Source organism: Bradyrhizobium sp. LA2.1 (assembly GCF_040547725.1).
Taxonomy (GTDB): domain Bacteria; phylum Pseudomonadota; class Alphaproteobacteria; order Rhizobiales; family Xanthobacteraceae; genus Bradyrhizobium; species Bradyrhizobium barranii.
On the sequence record NZ_JBEPQI010000007.1, the window covers coordinates 78,274 to 100,035 of the forward strand.

The following is a 21,762-nucleotide window of genomic DNA, read 5'->3' on the forward strand; positions in this document are numbered from 1 at the left end:
TCGTTCCCGGGAAATATCATGCCCGCGGGCAAGGCAGAGGCGCCCTCAGGTCATGGCGCCGGAATAGCCGCCTTCGCCTGCTGCCGCGTCAGCGCATTGATGAAGCCGGCGCGCGCGTCGGAATGGCCCTGGCCGCGGGGCTCCAGCACATGGCGCAGCAGGAACAGGCCGGTGAGCCGGAAGCCGTCCTGGAGATCCTGGTCGGTGAGGTCGCTCGCGGCCTCGCCACGACGCAGGAACGGCGGCAGGCGCAACAGCCGGTCGCGCCACGGTTCGCCGGCCCCGCGCGACACCGCGCCGCCGGATTTCGGCGAAACATAGATCAGGTCCGTGGTCTCGCCGGTCACCGCGCAGTTTTCCAGCGCGAGCCCGAAGCCGAGCTCGGCGAGCATCGCCAGCTCGAAATGGATGAGGTGCACAGCGGCACTGCCGATATCGTCGAAATCATCGAGCGAGTGTTCGAGCATCGCAAAGATGTCTTCGTGCGGATCGCGCTCCGGCAGCAGCCGCGCAATCGAGGCGAGATGGGTGACGCCATAGACCCCGTGGGCGGATCCCAGCAGCGTCGCCGCGCGCAGCTTGAGGCCCTCAATCGCATAGGTGCCGAGATGCTCGTCGAGCCGCGCCCGCCACACCACACCGACGCTGTTGCCGGGCTGCAAGAGCGGCCGCATCCGCGAACCGGCGCCACCGCGCACGAGGCCGAGATGCCGGCCGTGCGCACGCGTCAGCAGCTCGACGATGGCGCTGCTCTCGCCATGCCGCCGCACGCCCAGCACGATGCCTTCGTCGGTCCATTCCATGGAACGGAGCTTATCGCATTTCAGGTGAGTGTAGGACGGGCAAAGCGAAGCGTGCCCACCAATTTGATCCGCAGCGCGATTATGGTGGGCACGGCGCGCAAGGGCGCGCCTTTGCCCACCCTACGGCATCGCGCAAGACGTTAGGCGTTGAACCAGCCCTGGGCGTCGCCGCTGAACGAGAAATACAGCCCCATCGCGGTCAGCACGCAGGAGACGATCTCGATGACGCTGTCGAGCTCCAGGCCCTTCTCGCCGATGATCTGGCCGAGCGAGATCACGGACAGCACGAGGGCCGCCGCCAGCACCCAGCGCGGCCAGTTCTTGCGCCAACGCGCAGCCAACCAGACGAAATAGACCAGCAGCAGGATCATGCCGCCGGCGAGCATGGTCGCCATCATGATCATCTGCTCGGTCATCTCGGCATTGGGCGTGCGGTCCTGCACCGCGACCGACAGGGCATCCAGCATCAATGACGCATAGAGCAGCGCTTCGAAGCGCCGGACGTTGCTGGGTACGCTCATCGGTGACCGATCTTTTCTTGGTTATTCTTTGGGAAATTCCAGGCCCATCTCGCGATAGCGATCGGGATCGTCGCCCCAGTTTTCGCGCACCTTGACGAACAGGAACAGGTGCACCGGCACGCCCAGGATCTCGCCGATCTCCTTGCGCGAGTCCGCGCCGATCGACTTGATGGTGGCGCCGCCTGCGCCCAGCACGATCTTGCGCTGGCTCTCGCGCTCGACGAAGATCGTCTGCTCGATGCGCACCGACTTGTCCTTGCGCTCCTCCCACTTGTCGGTCTCGACCGTGGATTGGTAGGGCAATTCCTGGTGCAGCTTGCGATAGATCTTCTCGCGCGTGATCTCGGCCGCAAGCTGCCGCATCGGCGCGTCCGACATCTGGTCTTCGGGGTAGAGGAACGGGCCCGGCGGCACGATTTCGGCCAGCGTATGCCTGAGGTCGTCGACGCCGTCGCCCGAGATCGCCGCGATCATGAAGGTCTTTGCAAAGGCCATGCGCTCGTTGGCGGCCTGCGCCAGCGCCAGCAGCTTCTCGCGCTGGACCAGATCGACCTTGTTGATGACCAGGATCTTCTCGTGCTTGACGCTGGCGACCTTGGTGAGGATCGCCTCGGCCTCTTCATCAATCCCGGCCTTGGCGTCGAGCAGCACGCAGACGAGGTCGGCGTCGTGCGCCCCGCTCCAGGCCGTCGAGACCATGGCGCGGTCGAGCCGGCGCTTGGGCAGGAAGATGCCGGGCGTGTCGACCAGGATGATCTGCGCGTTGTTCTCGATGACGATGCCGCGGATCAGCGCGCGCGTGGTCTGCACCTTGCGCGAGACGATCGTGACCTTGGCCCCGACCAGCGCATTGACCAGCGTGGATTTTCCGACATTCGGCGCGCCGATCAGCGCAACGAAGCCGCAGCGCGTTGTGGAGGGCGCCTCGCCGCTTGCTTCAGCCGTCATTGCCGCCGCCAACACCTTCACGTTCGATCATCACTGAGGCCGCCACCTTCTCCGCTGCACGCTTGCTGCCACCGATGCCTTCGGCCGACGCCAATCCCGGCAGATCCACCGCGACGCGGAACTGCGGATCGTGATGCGGGCCGGTGCGCTCGACCTCGCGGTAGACAGGCGTCGGCAGCCCCTTCCCCTGCGCCCATTCCTGCAGCACGGTCTTGGGATCGCGCAAGGGACGCCGCGGCTTGTGCATGCGTTCGGTCCAGTTGCGCCTGACGAATTCCGCCGCCGCCGCGTAGCCACCGTCGAGGAAGACGGCGCCGATCACGGCCTCGCAGATGTCGCCGAGCACGCTCTTGCGCAGGCGGGCATCGGCGCTCGGTCCGACCGAACCGAGCTTGACGTCGTCGAGCAGACCGAGCGACTTGGCAACGTCGGCGCAGCTCTCCTTGCGCACCAGTTCGGCAAGTCGCTTGGACAGCTCGCCCTCATCAGCATTCGGGAAGGCGTGATAGAGCATGTCGGAGACGACGAGCCCCAGCACATGGTCGCCCAGGAATTCCAGCCGCTGATAGCTGTCGCCGCGCTTGCGCCCCGACTTCAGCGCCGAGACATGCGTGATCGCCTGCATCAGCAGATTCGGATCGGCAAAGCTGTGGCCGATGCGCGCCTCGAGCGCCGCGTTCGCATCCGAGCCCTTGGCCTTGCTGCTGCGCACCCGCTTCTTCTTTGCAGGCGTCTTGGTTTCAGGTCTCTTGGCTTCAGGCGTCTTGGTCGCAAGCGTCTTGGTCGCAGCTTCGCCGTCGGCGCCCGCCGCGGGCTCGGTCGATTGGATCGGGATGTCCTTGGCTTCGTCTTTCATCGGACGATTTTGAAGAAACGGTTCCAGCGCACCGCCCAAGGCCAGCGCCAGAACATCCAGGCATGTTCGCCTTCGGCGATGGAGAAGAAGATCATCTGGGCGCGGCCGATCAAATTCTCCTGCGGCACGTAGCCGACCTGGCCGAGGAAGCGGCTGTCGGTGGAGTTGTCACGGTTGTCGCCCATCATGAAGAAATGGCCCGGCGGCACGTTGTAGACGTTGGTGTTGTCCATGTAGCCGTTGTCGGCGCAGTCCAGCGTCTCATAGGACACGCCGTTCGGCAGCGTTTCCTTCCAGCGCTTCACCCGCGAGATGCCCCCGCCTTCGGATCCGCAGGGATCCTCGCCGAAAAATTCGCTCATGCGCTGCCGTTCGACCGGGATGTCGTTGATGTACAGCAGCCCATCCTTCATCTGGACGCGGTCGCCGGGAAGGCCGATGACGCGCTTGATGTAATCGGTGGAGTCGTCCTTCGGCAGGCGGAACACCACGATGTCGCCGCGGTTCGGGTCCGAGCCCCAGATCCGCCCCGAGAACAGCGGCGGCGAGAACGGGATCGAGTAGTGGCTATAGCCGTAGGAATATTTCGAGACGAACAGATAGTCGCCGACCAGCAGCGTCGCCTTCATCGAACCGGACGGAATATTGAACGGCTGGAACAGGAACGTGCGGATCACGAGCGCGATCAGGAGAGCATGGATCACGACGCGGATCGTTTCGCCGACGCCGCTTTCAGTTTTCGTTCCCGAAGTCACGCTCATTGCTCTCTCAATTCCGGCCGGCGGTCACAGAGCGCCCTCCTTCCGCGAACAGCCCATCGCTTCGCGGCCCAAGGAGATTGTCCTGATTCTGATAATGAGGGCCAATTCCGGCGTAAAGCCGAATTCGCCCAGCCTGATTTGCGTTCGCGGACTTTTAGACGGTTGTCGGGGGCCACGCAATCAAGGATCGCATCAAAACTGCATAAGACATTGATTTTTAATGTGAATTATAAAAACAGCCCGCCGACGGTCAGGGCTTGGCCAGCGGCACCGCGGAAATGATGACGAAGGCCTGCGCCAGCGGCCAGTCGTCGGTGATCGACAGGTCGATTTTCGCCTCGAACCCCTCGGGCGTCAGGGCCTGGAGCCGGGCCAGCGCCCCGCCCGTCAACTGCATGGTCGGCCGCCCTCCCGGCAGGTTGACCACCCCCATGTCGCGCCACCAGACACCGTTCCGGATGCCGGTACCGAGCGCCTTCGAGCAGGCCTCCTTGGCCGCGAAGCGCTTGGCGTAGGTTGCGACCACCATCTTCTCGCTCTTGGCGCGCCGCTCCGCCTTGGCCCGCTCGGCCGCGGTGAAGATGCGGTCGAGGAACCGTTCGCCATGGCGCTGGATCACCTTGCCGACGCGGGTGATGTCGATCAGGTCGGAGCCGATGCCGATGATCATGCCCGGCTCCGGCCACGGTCCATCGCCGCGCGCATGGTCCGCACCGTCTCGGCAAGCCCGACGAACAGCGCCTCGCCGATCATGTAGTAGCCGATGTTGAGCTCCATGATCTCCGGCAGCGCCGCGATCGTCTCCGCCGTCGCGTAGTCGAGCCCGTGGCCGGCATGGATTTCGAGCCCGGCTTGCTTCGCCAGCTTCACCCCCGCCACGATCCGCTTCCACTCCGCCTCGGCCTTGTCGGTATGACCGTCGACGACGGCGTCGCACCAGGCGCCGGTGTGGATCTCGATCACGGGCGCCTTCAGCCGCGCCGCCATCTCGATCTGAGCGGGATCGGCGGCGATGAACAGCGAGACCCGGATGCCGGCATCGTTCAGCCGCGCGATGTAGGGCGCGAGCGCATTGTGCTGGCCGACGACGTCAAGGCCGCCTTCGGTCGTCACCTCCTGGCGGCGCTCCGGCACGAGGCACACCGCGTGTGGCTTGGTCGCGAGCGAGATCCGCATCATGTCGTCGGTCGCCGCCATCTCGAAATTGAGCGGCCTGGAGATCTCGGCCTTCAGCCGCGCCATGTCCTCGTCGCGGATGTGGCGGCGATCCTCGCGCAGATGCGCGGTGATGCCGTCGGCGCCGGCCTCGATCGCCAGAAGCGCGGCGCGCACCGGATCGGGATGGCGGCCGCCGCGCGCGTTACGCACGGTTGCGACGTGGTCGATATTGACGCCGAGGCGGAGCGGAGAAGCGGACATTTCAGGACTCTCGAAATCAGGGAGATGGAGCCTACGAAAGGCGTCTATCCATTAACACGTTCGACGCGAGCGACGACCGCCTTCGCGCGCAACTGGGCGAGGATCGCGCTCAGATGCTTGAGATCGTAGACCTCGAGGTCGATCGTCGTCTCCGTGAAATCGGGCGAGCGGCGCTGCATGCTGATGTTGTCGATGTTGCCGTCGTGCTCGGCGATCACAGTCGCGATCTGCGCCAGCGCGCCGGGCTCGTTGACGTTCTCGACCTTGATGCGGGCCGGGAAGCGCTGCGGCGCGGAATCCTCGATGTCCCAGCGCACGTCGAGCCAGCGCTCCGGCTCCTCCTCGAAATCCTTCAGGGCCGGCGCCTGGATCGGGTAGATCGTGATCCCCTCGCCCGGCGTGACGATGCCGACGATGCGGTCCCCGGGCACGGCGCCGCCGTTCGGCGCGAACTTCACCGGCAGGTCGGAATTGATGCCGCGGATCGGGATCGCGACCGGGCTGCGCGGCGGCTCCGACGACTTCTCCCTGAGCTTGGCGGCGAGCCCCTTCTTGACGCCGTAGCGCGCGATGCGCTCCTCCTTGTAGTCGGGATACATCGCACGCGCGACGTGGGAGGCCTTGATCTCGCCGCGGCCGACCGCCGCCATGACGTCCTCGATCGAGGTGCGCGCCAGCCGCGGCAGCGCGCCCTTGAGCTTGTCGTCGGCATATTCGATCTTGGCGCGCTCGAACAGGCGCTCGACGATGCGCCGGCCGAGACCGACATATTGGTCGCGCACCGCGGTCCTGGTGGCGCGGCGGATCGCGGCGCGCGCCTTGCCGGTGACCGCGAGCGTTTCCCAGGCCGAGGGCGGCGCCGCTTGCGCCTCCGAGGTCAGCACCTCGACCTCGTCGCCATTCTGGAGCTCCGAGGACAGCGGCGCGAACTGGCCGTTGATCTTGCAGCCGACGGCGCTGTTGCCGACGTCGGTGTGCACGGCATAGGCGAAGTCGATCACATTGGCATGGCGCGGCAGCGCGATCAGCTTGCCCTTCGGGGTGAAGCAGAACACCTGGTCGTGGAACAGCTCGAGCTTGGTGTGCTCGAGGAATTCCTCGGGGTTGGCGCTCTCCGAGAGGATGCCGATGGTGTGGCGCAACCAGGCGAACGCATTGGACTCGCGCTTGAGAAACTCGGTCGGCGAGCCCACGTCTTCCTTGTAGAACACGTGTGCGGCGATGCCGCGCTCGGCGATCTGGTCCATCGCCTCGGTACGGATCTGGAGCTCGACGCGCTGGTTGCCGGGGCCGATCACCGTGGTGTGGATCGAGCGGTAGTCGTTCTGCTTCGGCGTCGAGATGTAGTCCTTGAAACGCCCGGGCACGACCGGCCAGTTGGTGTGGACGATGCCGAGCGCGCGATAGCAGGCCTCGATGTCGTTGACGACGAGGCGGAAGCCGAAGATGTCGGACAATTGCTCGAAGCCGACCGACTTGCGTTCCATCTTGGTCCAGATCGAGAACGGCTTCTTGCGGCGGCCATAGACCCGCGCGCCCAGCCCCCGGTGGCGCAGATTGTTGGAGAGCTGGTCCTCGATTTCGCCGATCAGGTTGCGATTGCGCTCGGCGAGCGCGTCGAGCCGCTGCATCACCACCGAATAGGCTTCCGGATCGAGGGTGCGGAAGGACAAATCCTCCAGCTCCTCGCGCATTTCCTGCATGCCCATGCGGCCGGCCAGCGGCGCATAGATGTCGAGCGTCTCCTCGGCAATGCGCCGTCGCGACTCCGGCGGCACGAAGTCCAGCGTACGCATGTTGTGCAGGCGGTCGGCGAGCTTGACCAGCAGAACGCGGACGTCGTCGGCAATGGCCAGCAACAATTTGCGCAGGTTCTCGGCCTGCTTGGCCTCGCGCGACACCAGTTCCAGCCGCTTCAGTTTGGTCAGGCCCTCGACCAGCGCGCCGATCTCGGGCCCGAAGATCTGGTCGATCTCGGCACGCGTCGCCTCGGTGTCCTCGATCGTGTCGTGCAGCAGGGCAGCCACGATGGTGGCGTCGTCGAGCTTCAGATCGGTGAGAATCGCCGCCACTTCGAGCGGGTGCGAGAAATACGGATCGCCCGAGGCACGGGTCTGCGAGCCGTGTGCCTTCATGGCGTAGACATAGGCGCGGTTCAGCAGGTCTTCGTTGGTATTGGGATTGTAGGACCTGACGCGCTCGACGAGGTCATATTGACGCATCATGCGCGCGCGAGGCTTGGCCGGGCGCCCCACCGGCGCAGTCGGGGCCACGGCAACCGATTCGGTTGCGGCCAGCATCTGCGTTTGTCTCCGGCGCCGATACACCATGCCATCCTGCCTTCAAACGGACCATGAGCCGTCCGTTGCATACATCTTAGCCCCGATCGCGCGTGCGTCCGATCAATTCGGTGACAGGCGCGCAACGCGATGCGGCAACGCTATGGTAACCACGAAAACGCCAACAAAAGCAAAGGCCCGAACACGGGTTCGGGCCTTTGATAAGATCACAAGAAATCGACGACTGCGACGGGACGATTACTCGTCCTCCTCGGGCTGTTCTTCCGGCGGCGCGAGGCCCTCGAGGCCCTTCAGGAGCTCCTCTTCGGTCATGCGCTCAACGGCAACTTCGGTATCGTCCGCATCGACGCTGGCGCCGGCGGAACCGATCAGCGGGACCGTATCGGGCTCAGGCTCGTCGACCTCGACGAATTTCTGGAGCGAGTGGACCAGCTCCTCGCGGAGGTCCTCCGGCGAGATGGTTTCGTCCGCAATTTCGCGTAAAGACACAACGGGGTTCTTGTCGTTATCGCGGTCAACCGTTAGTTGTGAACCGGACGAAATCATGCGGGCCCGGTGGGCGGCCAGCAGGACCAAGTCAAACCGGTTGTCGACCTTGTCGATACAATCTTCTACGGTGACGCGAGCCATGGACTGTCGCTCCGTTGTGGGTGGGACGAAATATGTGGATGATTGGGGCTAGTTATAGGGGACAGGGCGATTTCGCAAGGCCAATTTGTGATTTGGCCTCGCCAAACGGCTCTGCTACCCCCACATTGGGGCTGGGATGGGTGGTTTGCCGGGCTGCTATTGAGGGTGGCACCGGGCGTATGCAGGTCCGCCATAACTATACCTTGATTGCCACGACTTCTCCGGATTTGCGGTTTCGACGGGCTTCGGCGGCACCATAGACCTGCGCGGCTTGCTGTCGCCGCGCCAACAATAAACGATCAATCACGAACGCTACGCGAGCAAACTGAATGTCACCTTCTGCCACTAACAAGATCGCGCTCTTCATCGATGGGGCCAATCTCTACGCGACGGCGAAAACTCTCGGCTTCGACATCGACTACAAGCGCCTGCTGAAGGAGTTTCAGAGCCGCGGGACGCTGTTGCGGGCGTTCTACTACACCGCGATCATCGAGGATCAGGAGTACTCCTCGATCCGCCCGCTGATCGACTGGCTCGACTACAACGGCTACACGGTCGTCACCAAGGCGACCAAGGAGTTCATCGACGCCTCCGGCCGCCGCAAGGTCAAGGGCAACATGGACATCGAGCTCGCCGTGGACGCCATGGAGCTCGCCGAGCACATCGACCAGATGGTGCTGTTCTCGGGTGACGGCGACTTCCGCTCCCTGGTCGAAGCCGTCCAGCGCCGCGGCGTCCGGGTTACCGTGATCTCCACCATCGCGAGCCAGCCGCCGATGATCGCCGACGAGCTGCGCCGCCAGGCCGACGTCTTCACCGACCTCGTCGAGCTGCAATCCAAGCTCGGCCGCGACCCGTCCGAACGCCCCGCCCCGCGTGACCGCGGCGAGCGTGGCGAGGGACGCCATCACGCCCCGCAGTTCCTCCAGCGCGCGACCACGATGGCGCCGAGGGGCGATGACGACTTCGAGGAGTGAGGCGGCTCGGTCAAGCCGCCAGCCTCTCACCCTCGTCCCCGACCGTGACTGTCCGCTTTGTCCGCGCCTGGTCGCCTTTCGCGAGGCGAACCGCGCGCGCGAGCCGTTGTGGCACAACGCCCCGGTCCCCCCCTTCGGCGACATCAAGGCGCGCCTGCTGATCGTTGGCCTTGCACCAGGCATGCAGGGCGCCAACCGCACCGGCCGCCCCTTCACCGGCGACTATGCCGGCGACCTGCTCTACGCCACGCTGCTCGAATACGGCTTCGCCAAGGGCACCTATCAGGCGCGGCCCGACGACGGCCTGAAGCTGGTCGACTGCCGGATCGCCAATGCCGTGCATTGCGTTCCGCCGCAGAACAAGCCGCTGCCGGTCGAGATCAACACCTGCCGCCAGTTCCTCGGGGCTACCCTCGCGTCGATGCCGAAGCTGCGCGCCATCGTCGCGCTCGGACGCATTGCGCACGACACGGTGCTCAAACCGCTGAACCTGAAGGCCTCGCAAGCTCCCTTCGGCCACGGCGCCGTGCATCAGGCTGGCGCATTCAGGCTCTACGACAGCTATCATTGCTCGCGCTACAACACGAACACCGGCGTGCTGACGACAGACATGTTCCGCAGCGTGTTCGCGAAGGTGAAGGCCGACCTGGACTAGGGCTCGGCTGGATTGGCCTTGAGCCAGTCCAGGACATCGCCGGCGTTCCGGTCGGGCGGAAACACCGGATAGAACACATGCGTGATCTTGGCGTCGTCGATGATCAGCGCAAGGCGCTTGATCAAGGTCAGGCCAGCGACCTCCATGGTCGGCAGATTGAGGGCGCGCGTCAGCGCCAGCTTCTCATCCGACAGCACGGGGAACGGCAGGTGCAGCCGCGATGCCATCTCGGTCTGGTACGCATTGCTCTGGGTCGAGAGGCCGTACACCTGGGCGGCGCCGGCGGCTTTCAGCTCGGCAAACAGATCACGAAACGCGCAAGTCTGCGGCGTGCAACCGCGCGCGCCCGGGATCATGTCCCAATCGTCCACCAGCCCGATCTTGCCGGGCTCGCCGGTGCGCGGATAGGCGAACACCACGGTCCGGCCGGAGAGCGCTGACAGATTCACCGACGTATCGTCGGTCGCGAGCAGGCTGACCGGAGGCAAGGTCAGGCCCTTGAGATGCGCGGCGCCGCCGTCGTCGGCGGGTGCGGGAATCTGGCTCCAATCGACCTCGAGCAGGTTCTTCTGAGTCATCCGCCAACCTCTTGCCGCTATCCCCTCGCCCGCAACAGCCGGCCCTTCTCCCGGCTCCAGTCGCGCTTCTTCTCGGACTCGCGTTTGTCGTGCAGCTTCTTGCCCTTTGCAACCGCCAGCTGCAGCTTGGCCCGCCCGCGCTCGTTGAAATAGAGCTTGAGCGGGATCAGCGTCATGCCTTCGCGGTCGACCGCGCCCATCAGCTTGTTGATCTGCTTGCGATGCAGAAGCAGCTTTCGCGGCCGCTTGGGCTCGTGATTGAAGCGGTTGCCCTGGAGATATTCGGGAATGGTGGCGTTGATCAGCCAGATCTCGCCGTCCTTGGAATCGGCGTAGGACTCCGCGATCGTGCTCTTGCCGTTGCGGATCGATTTGACCTCGGTGCCGGTGAGCGCAATGCCCGCCTCGATCGTGTCTTCGATCGCATAGTTGAAGCGGGCCTTGCGATTTTCCGCCATGACCTTGATTGGACGTTCGTTCTTGTCGGCCATGGAAGACAAACCTGATCGAGATACGCGCGTAAGCTAACAGCTCGGATGAAGCGCGCGCGTCACTTCTTGAGGAGATCGCGGATCTCGGTCAGCAGTTCGACCTCGGCCGACGGCTTCGCTGGAGCAGCGGGCGCAGCCTCTTCCTTGCGCTTCAGCGTGTTCATGGCGCGGATCACCAGGAACAACACGAAGGCAACGATGATGAAGTTGATCGTCAGCGTCAGGAAGCTGCCGTAAGCAAGTACTGCACCTTGCTTTTTCGCATCCGCTAAGTTGGTGGCGGTCACCGCCTTCGACAAGGGGGCGAAGTAGTTCGAGAAGTCGAGGCCGCCGGTCGCGGCGCCGATGATCGGCATGATGACGTCACCGACCAGCGACGTGACGATGGCGCCGAAGGCCGCACCGATGATGACGCCGACGGCGAGGTCGACGACGTTGCCTTTCATGGCGAACTCGCGGAACTCCGTGAGCATCTTCCTGCCCTTCTCGTCGACGCTCATGAACGGCTCCCCGGTTGGCTAAATCAGTTGATCAGCCCAGCATGAACCATCGCGCTGCGCACGGCAACGCGCGTCGGCTCGGTGACCGGAACCATCGGCAGGCGCAGCGTCTCGTCCAGCTTGCCGAGCAGCGACATCGCGTACTTGATCGGCGCCGGATTGCTCTCGATGAAGAGGTTGTTGTGCAGCGGCATCAGCTTGTCGTGGATTGCGAGCGCCGCCTTGGTGTCGCCCTTCGCCCAGGCGGCCTGGAATTCCGAGCACAGGCGCGGCGCGACGTTCGAGGTCACCGAGATGCAGCCATGGCCGCCATGCGCCATGTAGCCGAGGATGGTCGCGTCCTCGCCGGAGAGCTGGTTGAAATCCTCGCCCATCGCCGCGCGCTGCTGCGAGACGCGGACCATGCTGGCGGTGGCGTCCTTGACGCCGGCGATGTTCTTCAGCTCCCACAGCCGCTTCATGGTGTCGACCGACATGTCGATCACCGAGCGCGGCGGAATGTTGTAGATGATGATCGGGATGCCGATCGCATCGTTGATTGCCTTGAAGTGCTGGTACATCCCTTCCTGGGTCGGCTTGTTGTAGTAGGGCGTCACGACCAGCACGGCATCCGCGCCAGCCTTCTCGGCGTGCTGCGCGAGCTCGATCGCCTCCTTCGTCGAATTGGAGCCGGCACCCGCGACCACGGGTACGCGCCCCTTGGCTTCAGCGATGCACCATTCGACGACCTTCTTGTGCTCGTCATGGCTGAGCGTCGGGCTCTCGCCGGTGGTGCCGACCGGGACCAGGCCGTTGGTGCCTTCCGAGATCTGCCAGTTGACCAGCGAGCGGAACGCCGCCTCATCCAGCGAGCCGTTCTTGAACGGCGTGACCAAGGCGGTGAACGATCCCCGGAATTTCGTCTTGGCTGCCATGGACTTCCTCCGTACGCGGCTATCTCTTGAGCAAGCTGCATTCATATCGGGTCTATCCCGCCGGTAAAAGACCCGCTTCCGTGTGACGCACCGTTTAGGCCGCGATTTTGCCGCGGTGGTGGTGCAAACCGGGCAAAGGTAAGCAGCTGTTGGTATTTTGTCCGCATATTCAAGCGAATACAGCTAGGTCTTGAGCCAACTGACTGATTCGGGGCGACCAAACGCCGTGACCTCCTTTCCTCGTTCCGCATGGCGATCCACCGGTCTGGCCGTGTGCCTCATGGCCGGGCTGTCGGTCGGCTGCGCCGCCCTGGCCAAGTCCAATGAGACGACCGCGGACGGGGCCAAGGACACCGCGAAGCCGGCGGCCAAGGACGCCGCGAAGGGATCAGCCAAAGAAACAACGAAGGGAACCGGCAAGGAAACACCGAAGAGCGCGAGCAAGGGAGCAGCTGCCGCCCCGGCCAAGGATGCCGCGAAGAAACCTGGCAAGGATGCTGGCAAGGACGCCGCCAAGGATGCAGGCAAGAGCGCCGGCAAGGAACCCGCCAAGGACAAGCCCAAGCCCGCAGCCGCCGCGCCAAAATCACAGCCGGCCGCCAATGGCTCGCCCCCCAAGACCGCACCCGCGCCGGCCGTGACGGCTACCGTCAGGCCTGCCGCCCCGGCGCCCGTCGCCAAACCCGTCGCAGCTCCTCTGCTTGCGCCGGCGACCCGCCAGCACGCCACGCCGCGCAAGCCAGTCACGCCGGCCGCGGTCGCTGCGACCTCCTCGACGTCGCAGGCCGACAAGGACACGCTCGAGAACGTCATCGAGCTCGTGCGCAAGCGCAAGGCGGCCGACGCTACCAATTACGCCGCCTCGATCTCGGATCCCGTCGCACGAAAGCTCGCCGAATGGATCATCCTGCGCAGCGAGGACAATGGCGCGACCGTGGAACGCTATCGCGCCTTCCTCTCCGCCAATCCGAGCTGGCCGTCGCAGACCTTCCTGCGCCGGCGCCTGGAGGCCGCGATGTGGGACGACAGGCGCGACGATTCGGTCGCGTGGTCGTGGTTCGAGAATGAATCGCCTGTGTCCGCCAAGGGCCGCTTCACGCTCGCCAAGGCGATGCTGGCGCGCGGCGACCGCGCCAACGCCGAGCGGCTGGTGCGCGAGGCCTGGCGCAGTGATCCGATGTCGGAGGAGACCGAGAACAACGCGCTCGACCAGTTCGGCGCCCTGCTGACGCCGGGCGACCAGAAGGCGCGGATGGACACCTTGCTCTACGGCAGCGAGAACGAAGCCGCGCTCCGCGCCGCAAAACGCCTCGGCGCCGGCTATGTCGCGCTGGCCAAGGCCCGCATCGCCTCCGTCAAGAAGGCGCCGAATGCGCGCGCGCTGCTCGACGCCGTGCCGCGCGAGCTGCACAACGATCCCGGCTTCATCTTCAGCAAGATCCAGCTCCTGCGCCGCGAGGAGAAGTTCGCCGAAGCCGCCCAGCTGATGTTGTCGGCGCCGAAGGATCCGAACCGTCTCTACAATCTCGACGAATGGTGGATCGAGCGGCGTCTACTGGCGCGCAAGATGATCGACACCGAGGAATTCCGCAGCGCCTATCTGATCGCGCGCGACGCGGCCCTGCCCTCGCGCGACATCTACAAGACCGAGCAGGAGTTCACCGCCGGCTGGATCGCGCTGCGCTTCCTCAACGACCCCGCGGCCGCCACCCAGCATTTCGCCCGCATCGGCGTCGGCAGCGTCAATCCGACCACGCTGGCGCGCGCCGGCTATTGGCAGGGCCGCGCGGCGGAAGCGGCGGGCCGCCAGCAGGAGGCGCGCAACGCCTACGCCCGGGCGGCCGAGCAATCCACCAGCTATTACGGCCAGCTCGCGCGCGCAAAACTCGGCCTGCCGCAGATCGAGCTCAACAGCCAGCCGCGCGGCCGCGGCGCCGAACGGCTGGAGATCGTGCGCGCCGCGCACCTGCTCTACGAGCTCGACGAGCGGGAGATGGCGATACCTGTTCTCGCCGACATGGGCGAGAACGGCGATCCCGAGGCGCTTGCCGGCCTTGGCGAGCTCACCCAGCGCTACAGCGACGCGCGCGGCATGCTGCTGCTCGGCAAGGCTGCGCTCAACCGCGGCCTCCCCTTCGACTTCTACGCCTATCCCGTCAACGGCATTCCGCAGTTCACGCCGATCGGCCCTGAGGTCGAGCGCAGTATCGTCTATGCGATCGCGCGGCAGGAAAGCGCGTTCAACCCCTCCGTGGTCTCGCCGGCGCAGGCTTACGGCCTGATGCAGGTGACGCCGGACGCCGCGCGTTACGTCTGCAAGCGGCACGGCGCGACCTACGATCTGGGGCGGCTGAAGAACGATTCGGTCTACAACGCCACGCTCGGCTCGGCCGAGCTCGGCGGACTGCTCGAGGACTACCGCGGCTCCTACATCATGACCTTTGCCGCCTACAATGCCGGCCGCGGCAGCGTGAAGAAATGGGTCGACCGCTACGGCGACCCGCGCGATCCCAAGGTCGACGCGGTCGACTGGGTCGAGCTGATTCCGTTCTCCGAGACGCGCAACTACGTGCAGCGGATCATGGAGAATCTTCAGGTCTACCGCGCCCGCTTCGGCGGCGGCACACGGTTGCAGATCGAAGCTGACCTGCGCCGCGGCACCGGCAGCGTGGAATAGAGCCATCCTCCTGTGCGCTCCCGATTGACCACCGAGAGCGTCGGCGGCGAGCGCCGCAGCGCGTCCGGACGTGAGCTGCTGAAGAAGAGCTGAAGCTCGCGCGTGATCTTCAGGCGAGCCTTGCTCGACGCTGAGCCCTGAGCGCTCCCTGGTCGTAGTCCGATCGGCAAGCTAGCCGTTCCACGTCCTCAAACATGAAGGGGTCGATCGCCGCCTGCTGCAGCGTCAGGACGGTGGGGCGCTTGCAAGGCCATGCCGGTCAACGGCAGGCGGCCCGTTGCATACATTGCGCGGAGATGCCCGCAGCGCAGAGGCCCCTCCTCCGTAACAGCCTCGTCGAGATCGTCACGGACGATGGAGCACGGGAGCAACGTCGCCCTCCGCCAGCCCTCCGCGGCGTTAGAACAGCCATGCCGCCAAAAGAAAAGCCCCGGCGGTTTCCCGCCGGGGCTCTCTGTCAGGTCGTTAGACCGAACTTACCAGTTGCGCTGAGCGCGGAGCAGCAAGCTGACCGTGTTCTGATCCTTCAGCTCGTACACAGCACCCGGCTTTGCGACAACTGCCGCAGGGCCAGCAGCGAGCGTGCTGATCGTGCCCGCGAACTTCTGGTCGAGCATGGTGTAAGCCACGTCCGCCGAGAAGGTCAGGTTCTTCACCGGCGTCCAGCGGGTGATCAGACCGATCGTGCCGAGGTTGAAGTTCGGGTTGCAAGAGGTGATACCCGCAGTGGCGGCACCCAACGTAGCGAGTTGGTTGCAAATGAGAGTCGCACCACCGTTGCTGTACGTCAGCTGAGCGTACGAACCGTAGATCGCGGTGTTCCAGTAAGGATCCCAGTTGTGGGTGTAGGCGCCGCGCATACCCCAGCTCGTAACCGTGTTGATACCGGTTCCGTTGGCGAACACACCGTCAGCCGCACCGGCAAGGCCAATGCTCTGATAGGCACCAGCCAGGTTGGTACCGCCGAACATTGCATAGTTCTGCGAAGCCAAGCTCTGGAAGTTGTAGCGGGTCGCACCATCGGTGTAGACCGCCTGGACGTTGATCACGTCGCCCGCACCAGTCGGAATGTTCTTGATGGACAACGCCGCCTGGACAGCCCAGCCCCACTTGTCGCCCGGATGACCGGCCGCTTCGGTTCCGACAAGCCCCGGAGTCGCGTAGTACGCTACGTGGTTGTTGTGCGCCGCGGCGGACAACTGGAACAGACCCCAAGCCTGGTCAATACGGACCATACCCTGGATGTCAGGAGCCCGCGTGCCGCCGAAGGCATTGATGCCGTAGCCGCCGGTACCAAAATTCGCGACCGAAACGCCGGCGCTGGTGTTGTACAGGTTGCTCTGATAGTAGGCCGTCGGATCCACCGCCGAAATCGCGGCAGTGATGCCCTGACCGAAGTCGGCAGTATAGGTGAACTGGTTCACACCAGTGACCGTGCCGCCGCCGCCAGTCAGACCGTCGAAGTTGTTACCCGGATAGTTGGTCCAGGGAGCGTCGAACTGGGCAACAGCTTTACCCATCGTGAAGCCCGCGAACTGGATGAAGGCGTAGTACACGCCGAGCGTACCGCCGGCGATTGCGCCTGAGGTAGCATTGTTGGGTCCGCCAACGCCGGTGCTGCCGAGCTGCGAGTAAACGGTGGAGCCGTTGCCGGTGCCGTTGCCCGAGTAGTTATCCGTCGTCCACGAGAACACCACGTCGGCGAAGGTACGAACCACGCCGTATTCGGTCGCGGTGCGCGTGTCGACGTTGAAGTCTTCACGGGCGCGAGTGACGTAGTAGTTCGTCAGACGGTTCGCAGAACCGTTAACACTGCTGAAGTTACCGTTGAAATCGGTAGCGTTGATCGCGACTTCAGCACGCAGGTAACCACCCAGCTTGATGCAGGTGTCAGTGCCCGGGATGTAGTAGAATCCGGCACCGTACAGGGAGCAGATCTTCACGTATTCGACCGCTTTGGCCTTCACGGGGAGATCGGCTGCCTGTGCTCCGCCAACGGCAATCAGACCTGCCGCTGAACCGAGCAAAAGGCTCTTAACCAACTTCATGTTAAACCTCCAAGTTTGCTCTATAGGGAAGGTTCCGGATCCGCTGGGTGACGACACCCTAAGGTTGGTTCCCTTGTCCCTTAACTCACCGCTTAGTCGCTTCGCGCCTTCGGACACACCCGCTGAACGCGAGGGACTTAAGCGAACCACCTAAAACGGGACGACCTCGGGATGCCCCCCTCCGTCGCTCAGTCACAATTACCGAACGTCTTTGCACACACAACAAGAGAACGCTCCGTAGCGAACCCATGACGTTTGTTTTCCGAAGGGTGTTGCACAAATAACACGCAGATGTGATCGAAGCGCTCTCGCAACATATTGTTTTTGCTTATTTTTCTAGGACGGTTCCGTTTGCCGTCAAAATTCCCCACCTGAGGCGTTGTGGACGGAACTCCGGCCTGAACAGGCTTTGACGCGCACGAATCGTGGAATCAGAAGGAGACTCAACGAGAAGGCACACAGGTCTTCCCGCGACTCTCCACCAGGCGCAGACATGGTCGCGGCAACACTCAAGGCGCGCTGCGAAGGCTCTTTATCGATGGTGGGGATGATTGAGACCGGAGCGGACAGCTCGGCTGGCGGAGACGGAGGGATTCGAACCCTCGATAGGCCTTTACAAGCCTATAACGGTTTAGCAAACCGCCGCCTTCAGCCACTCGGCCACGTCTCCAATATGCCGGGTATGCCCGACACGGCGGCGAGCCGCAAGCGGCAGAATCAAGGTCTGTGCGTTCTTTCACCTGAAAGCGACCGCCGGACGGCTGCGAAAGCCTGGCGCATGGATCAGCGCGGCACGCGCAGCCGATTCGCGCTCTCTATATATGTGTGCATCCATCCACGGGATTGCCGGATCCGCCGCTGCCAGGGCGCATTCAGCACCACCTCGCCGGCTCAGATATTGAACCAGACGCCGGAGCTGCGCCGGGACGGAAGGCCCAAGACCTCTGTATCCCCGGCAAGAGGCCCGTCTTGTGCGGCCGTCCGGGTTCCAGAGCGGAATCGTCGGGCGGCGGCTCGGTCATGCCGCGCGGGTCGATGCGGCGACACGACGAAGGAACTTGATTGAGCGCAATCCGTCCCCGTGAAGACAAGGGTGTGGATGCGATTCTCGGCTCAGTGAGCCGAGACCCACGCCCTCGCCTCGCGCTGCGCGGCCGAGATCTCGGCGTCCGACATCTGCCCGGCGACTTCCTGGCGCAGCGCCACGGCGTCCTTGCGGCCCTTCAGCGCGGCGAGGTTGAACCATTTATGTGCGGCGACGAGGTCGACGAGGCCGGAGCGGCCGCTCGCCCAATAGATCCCGCGCTCGAACAACACGTCCGACAGCGCGCTCGCGTCGATCGGCGTCGCCGTCTCCAGATCGAAAGTACCCTGAAACATAACGCATCCCCTTTTTTTCTGCCGCCTCGTTCCCCCGAGCGCGGCTCCCGTCCAAAGACTTGTTCAACTCATCCCCATGCCGTTTGCCGGCTTGTTGAAGGCGATGATGGCGGGCAAATTTGAATGGCAGTTTAAGTATCGCGATGAAGCAGACGTAAACGCACCCGCACGGGGCGCACGCGACGAATGCAAGAAGTCCGCGCTTTGCAGGCACTTCTGCGATTCGTCAGATTCGGTTTACCCTGGGATTTTGGGAGAACGATAACCATCGCGCGCGGTGACGCGTGTCCTGCGGTTACAATTCGTGGGAGGGGCGCGTTGTGGGAGGGGCGCGCTGGCAAGGCCACACAGGCGCCTCGCGCGGCGGCGCCACCCCGTGGCCGGCAGGCCGCGCAGCACGAAGCGCGCGACTTTAGGAATCGGAGCGACGGCCTCGCATTGCGCCTGCGCGGCGAACGTCGCGGCAAACGACAGTTCGCCGCAGCCCTCGCCTGCCCCACGGCAGCGCGGCCACGTCACGGTCAGATCAGCAATGTGGGAAAAGGGAATGCCGGCAATACCCCGGCCTCAAAAGAACGAGGGCGTCGGCGAACACGTCAGGACCAGATTCCACGTTGGCCCGAAGGCCGCTTGTGAAATTGCGGAGCCCTTGAGAAGGAGAACCGCACCGAACGAAGAAAACTTGTTTCTTCTGCCGGACCGTACTTTGGCGAGCGAACCCGCGAAAGAGAACGATCCGACCGTTGGCCTGATGTCTCGCCGACACCCTCTATCGCCGACCAGAACCTGTTAGAAGGCGCTGATGACGTGCCGGCTCTCTAGGAGCCGGCAACTTCAGAAGCGAAGTTACTTCTTCTTCGCGACCTTGCGGGTCTTCTTCGCAGTCTTCTTCACTGCGCTCTTCGCCTTCTTCGCCTTCTTCGCCTTCTTCGCTTTCTTGGCCATGTTGCCCTCCGATGTGTGAGATGGCTGTAATCGCTGCATGCAGTCGGGGATCGAATGCACACTCATCCCGAATACACCAACACGACGAAAAAAACAGCTTCTCGCTTAAAGAAGTGTTGACGGCACAACGCGCCTGCGCTTGGCGAGCGCGATGCGGGCGCACTGCATGACGCGTGCTTGCGATCGCGGGGAGTGCCCGCATCGTCGATGTTTGCGCGAGATGCGATTGCAGAAAAACACTACACGGCAAGTATTTTTCTGCACGCGCGCATTGCGCATGCGCGATGCGATGATGTGCATCGTCGATCCCGCGATCGCCGCGCAAGGGCGCTTCGCGGACTCTGAGTCGCGAGTTTTGGCAACGAAAATATTTTCATGCTTAACGGCGCAAGCGCTCGTCAGCGCGTGTGGAAGCCGCCGTTTTGCGCGAATCGCGTGGCGGCGATTCGGCCGCCGCATCGCCGTCGGTCGGGATGGAGTTTGCCGCCGAGGGTGCGCGCGAGCGTCGCAGCGCGAACCGGAAACGAGGTGACGAAGCGTATCCGTCACCTCGTTCGAACGTGTGACGTCAGATGCCGAGCTTCGACTTCAAGAGGTCGTTGACGCTCTGCGGGTTGGCCTTGCCGCCGGACGCCTTCATCACCTGACCGACGAACCAGCCGAGCGACTGCGGCTTGTCCTTGACCTGCGCGGCCTTGTCGGGATTGGCCGCGATGATGTCGTCGACCACCTTCTCGATCGCCGAGAGGTCGGTGACCTGCTTCATGCCGCGGCTTTCGACCAACGCGCGCGGATCGCCGCCCTCCTGCCAGACGATCTCGAACAGATCCTTGGCGATCTTGCCGGAGATCGTGCCCTCGCCGATCAGGTCGATGATCGCAGCCAACTGCTCGGCGTTGACGGGAGAGGCCGTAATATCCCGGCCTTCCTTGTTGAGACGGCCGAACAGCTCGTTGATCACCCAGTTCGCCGCCATCTTGCCGTCGCGGGCGCGGTTGCCGAGCGTGTCCAGCACCGTCTCGTAGAACACCGCGCTCTCGCGCTCGGCGACGAGCACGCTCGCATCGTAAGCCGACAGGCCGAAATCAGCGACGAAGCGCGCCTTCTTCTGGTCCGGCAGCTCCGGCAGCTCTGTCTTCAGCTCGTCGACGAAGCTTTGCGAGAATTCGAGCGGCAGCAGGTCGGGATCGGGGAAGTAGCGGTAGTCATGCGCCTCTTCCTTGGACCGCATCGATCGCGTCTCGCCCTTGTTGGGGTCGTAGAGCCGCGTTTCCTGGTCGATCTCCCCGCCGTCCTCGAGGATCTCGATCTGGCGCCGCGCCTCGTACTCGATCGCCTGGCCGATGAAGGTGATCGAGTTCATGTTCTTGATCTCGCAGCGGGTGCCGAGCGGTGCACCCGGCTTGCGCACGGAGACGTTGACGTCGGCGCGCAAAGATCCCTTCTCCATGTCGCCGTCGCAGGTGCCGAGATAGCGCAGGATCGAGCGCAGCTTGGTCACATAAGCCTTGGCCTGCTCGGCGTCGCGGATGTCGGGCTTGGAGACGATCTCCATCAGCGCCACGCCGCAACGATTGAGATCGACATAGGACATGGCCGGCGACTGATCGTGCAGCAACTTGCCGGCGTCCTGCTCAAGATGAAGGCGCTCGATGCCGATGATCGCGGTCTTGCCGCCATCCAGTTCGACCACGACCTCACCTTCGCCGACGATCGGCGACTTGTACTGGCTGATCTGGTAGCCCTGCGGCGAGTCTGGATAGAAATAGTTCTTACGGTCGAACACCGAACGCAGATTGATCTGCGCGTTCAGCCCGAGCCCGGTCCGGACAGCCTGTCTGACGCATTCCTCGTTGATGACGGGCAGCATACCCGGCATCGCGGCATCGACCAGCGACACGTGGCTGTTCGGCTCGCCGCCGAACGTGGTCGAGGCGCCCGAGAACAGTTTTGAATTCGAGGTCACCTGGGCATGGATCTCCATGCCGATGACCATCTCCCAGTCGCCGGTGGCGCCCTTGAGAAGCTTGCCAGATTTACGCTCTACGGTCTCGTGCATGTCAGATATCTTCGAAATAGAGAGGCTTAGGTTGGACATGATCTGTTCCACCGCTGGTAGGAAGCCCAAAGCGGCAAGAATGAACAGACCGTTCTTATCGGGATCTCGCTCGTCTGAGAAATGATACGTCTCCTTCGGCAAATCTAACCGACCAAACAAATAGGTGTGCCCCAGAGCATTAGGGTGGCACCGTTCAGAGAGATCGAGATATAGCTTCTCAGCACCGGGATGCTGCTTGTCGAAGTTTTTCAGGCAAGTGAGAACGTTTTTGGCCTTAACCTCAGGGGCCTGCTCCAAGAC

The 21,762-nt window shown here is 63.8% G+C and carries 19 protein-coding genes and 1 tRNA gene; 3 read left to right on the forward strand and 17 right to left on the reverse strand.

Translation table 11 applies throughout. The annotated features are described in order from the left end of the window. Nucleotides 1-50 precede the first annotated feature (50 nt). The 9 genes from recO to rpoZ form a co-directional block, all read right to left on the reverse strand. On the reverse strand, nucleotides 51-803 hold the full coding sequence (gene recO, locus ABIB95_RS15150; protein WP_354240350.1) for a DNA repair protein RecO: 753 nt from the start codon (nucleotides 801-803) through the stop codon (nucleotides 51-53). A gap of 140 nt (nucleotides 804-943) precedes the next feature. Continuing rightward, a complete protein-coding gene (locus ABIB95_RS15155) occupies nucleotides 944-1,324 on the reverse strand; it encodes a hypothetical protein (protein WP_028150631.1) in 381 nt (126 codons plus the stop codon). 21 nt (nucleotides 1,325-1,345) lie between these two features. Continuing rightward, nucleotides 1,346-2,272, reverse strand: a complete 927-nt coding sequence (gene era / locus ABIB95_RS15160) for a GTPase Era (protein ID WP_063982835.1) — start codon at nucleotides 2,270-2,272, stop codon at nucleotides 1,346-1,348. Beyond that, the gene (rnc, locus tag ABIB95_RS15165; RefSeq protein ID WP_247343422.1) at nucleotides 2,262-3,128 is read right to left on the reverse strand and encodes a ribonuclease III; all 867 of its coding nucleotides are present in this window, start codon (nucleotides 3,126-3,128) and stop codon (nucleotides 2,262-2,264) included. The genes era and rnc overlap by 11 nt, the downstream gene beginning before the upstream one ends. After that, complete coding sequence (gene lepB / locus ABIB95_RS15170) at nucleotides 3,125-3,889, reverse strand: signal peptidase I (protein WP_354240353.1); 765 nt, start codon at nucleotides 3,887-3,889, stop codon at nucleotides 3,125-3,127. The genes rnc and lepB overlap by 4 nt, the downstream gene beginning before the upstream one ends. 250 nt (nucleotides 3,890-4,139) lie before the next feature. Continuing rightward, nucleotides 4,140-4,559 carry a holo-ACP synthase gene (gene acpS, locus ABIB95_RS15175; protein WP_354240355.1) on the reverse strand — a complete coding sequence of 140 codons (420 nt, stop codon included), beginning with the start codon at nucleotides 4,557-4,559 and terminating at the stop codon, nucleotides 4,140-4,142. After that, nucleotides 4,556-5,308 (reverse strand): pyridoxine 5'-phosphate synthase, encoded by a 753-nt coding sequence (locus tag ABIB95_RS15180; protein ID WP_354240357.1) that lies wholly within the window; start codon nucleotides 5,306-5,308, stop codon nucleotides 4,556-4,558. Before ABIB95_RS15180 ends, acpS begins: the two co-directional genes overlap by 4 nt. 44 nt (nucleotides 5,309-5,352) lie before the next feature. Continuing rightward, entirely contained in the window at nucleotides 5,353-7,638 is a 2,286-nt protein-coding gene (locus ABIB95_RS15185) for a RelA/SpoT family protein (protein WP_071913178.1), read from the reverse strand. A gap of 207 nt (nucleotides 7,639-7,845) precedes the next feature. Further along, nucleotides 7,846-8,238, reverse strand: a complete 393-nt coding sequence (rpoZ, locus tag ABIB95_RS15190; RefSeq protein WP_014494742.1) for a DNA-directed RNA polymerase subunit omega — start codon at nucleotides 8,236-8,238, stop codon at nucleotides 7,846-7,848. A gap of 329 nt (nucleotides 8,239-8,567) precedes the next feature. Here rpoZ and ABIB95_RS15195 point away from each other — a divergent pair, with 329 nt between their 5' ends. Continuing rightward, complete coding sequence (locus ABIB95_RS15195; RefSeq protein WP_014494741.1) at nucleotides 8,568-9,215, forward strand: LabA-like NYN domain-containing protein; 648 nt, start codon at nucleotides 8,568-8,570, stop codon at nucleotides 9,213-9,215. Then, nucleotides 9,196-9,870 carry a uracil-DNA glycosylase gene (locus ABIB95_RS15200; RefSeq protein WP_063982832.1) on the forward strand — a complete coding sequence of 225 codons (675 nt, stop codon included), beginning with the start codon at nucleotides 9,196-9,198 and terminating at the stop codon, nucleotides 9,868-9,870. Before ABIB95_RS15195 ends, ABIB95_RS15200 begins: the two co-directional genes overlap by 20 nt. Here ABIB95_RS15200 and ABIB95_RS15205 read toward each other — a convergent pair. From ABIB95_RS15205 to dapA, 4 genes are read right to left on the reverse strand one after another with little or no spacing between them, the layout of a single operon-like run. Continuing rightward, nucleotides 9,867-10,448 (reverse strand): peroxiredoxin, encoded by a 582-nt coding sequence (locus tag ABIB95_RS15205; RefSeq protein WP_354240359.1) that lies wholly within the window; start codon nucleotides 10,446-10,448, stop codon nucleotides 9,867-9,869. The two genes, ABIB95_RS15200 and ABIB95_RS15205, sit on opposite strands and share 4 nt — an antisense overlap. A gap of 17 nt (nucleotides 10,449-10,465) precedes the next feature. Further along, nucleotides 10,466-10,939 (reverse strand): SsrA-binding protein SmpB, encoded by a 474-nt coding sequence (gene smpB / locus ABIB95_RS15210; RefSeq protein ID WP_008133025.1) that lies wholly within the window; start codon nucleotides 10,937-10,939, stop codon nucleotides 10,466-10,468. Nucleotides 10,940-10,998: 59 nt separating this feature from the next. Further along, a complete protein-coding gene (gene mscL, locus ABIB95_RS15215; RefSeq protein WP_063986320.1) occupies nucleotides 10,999-11,412 on the reverse strand; it encodes a large conductance mechanosensitive channel protein MscL in 414 nt (137 codons plus the stop codon). Nucleotides 11,413-11,462: 50 nt separating this feature from the next. Beyond that, on the reverse strand, nucleotides 11,463-12,353 hold the full coding sequence (gene dapA, locus ABIB95_RS15220; RefSeq protein WP_038975901.1) for a 4-hydroxy-tetrahydrodipicolinate synthase: 891 nt from the start codon (nucleotides 12,351-12,353) through the stop codon (nucleotides 11,463-11,465). Between the two features lie 280 nt (nucleotides 12,354-12,633). Here dapA and ABIB95_RS15225 point away from each other — a divergent pair, with 280 nt between their 5' ends. Beyond that, on the forward strand, nucleotides 12,634-15,030 hold the full coding sequence (locus tag ABIB95_RS15225) for a lytic transglycosylase domain-containing protein (RefSeq protein ID WP_354240361.1): 2,397 nt from the start codon (nucleotides 12,634-12,636) through the stop codon (nucleotides 15,028-15,030). Between the two features lie 476 nt (nucleotides 15,031-15,506). On the opposite strand, the gene ABIB95_RS15230 is transcribed toward ABIB95_RS15225, so the two are convergent. The 4 genes from ABIB95_RS15230 to gatB form a co-directional block, all read right to left on the reverse strand. Beyond that, nucleotides 15,507-17,078: a porin gene (locus tag ABIB95_RS15230; protein WP_166097085.1), complete on the reverse strand. Its 1,572-nt coding sequence runs from the start codon at nucleotides 17,076-17,078 to the stop codon at nucleotides 15,507-15,509. 576 nt (nucleotides 17,079-17,654) lie between these two features. Continuing rightward, a tRNA-Ser gene (locus ABIB95_RS15235) sits at nucleotides 17,655-17,748 on the reverse strand. 443 nt (nucleotides 17,749-18,191) lie between these two features. Next, nucleotides 18,192-18,458 carry a hypothetical protein gene (locus ABIB95_RS15240; RefSeq protein WP_014494734.1) on the reverse strand — a complete coding sequence of 89 codons (267 nt, stop codon included), beginning with the start codon at nucleotides 18,456-18,458 and terminating at the stop codon, nucleotides 18,192-18,194. 1,513 nt (nucleotides 18,459-19,971) lie between these two features. Further along, complete coding sequence (gatB, locus tag ABIB95_RS15245; protein ID WP_354240363.1) at nucleotides 19,972-21,462, reverse strand: Asp-tRNA(Asn)/Glu-tRNA(Gln) amidotransferase subunit GatB; 1,491 nt, start codon at nucleotides 21,460-21,462, stop codon at nucleotides 19,972-19,974. Nucleotides 21,463-21,762: the final 300 nt, after the last annotated feature.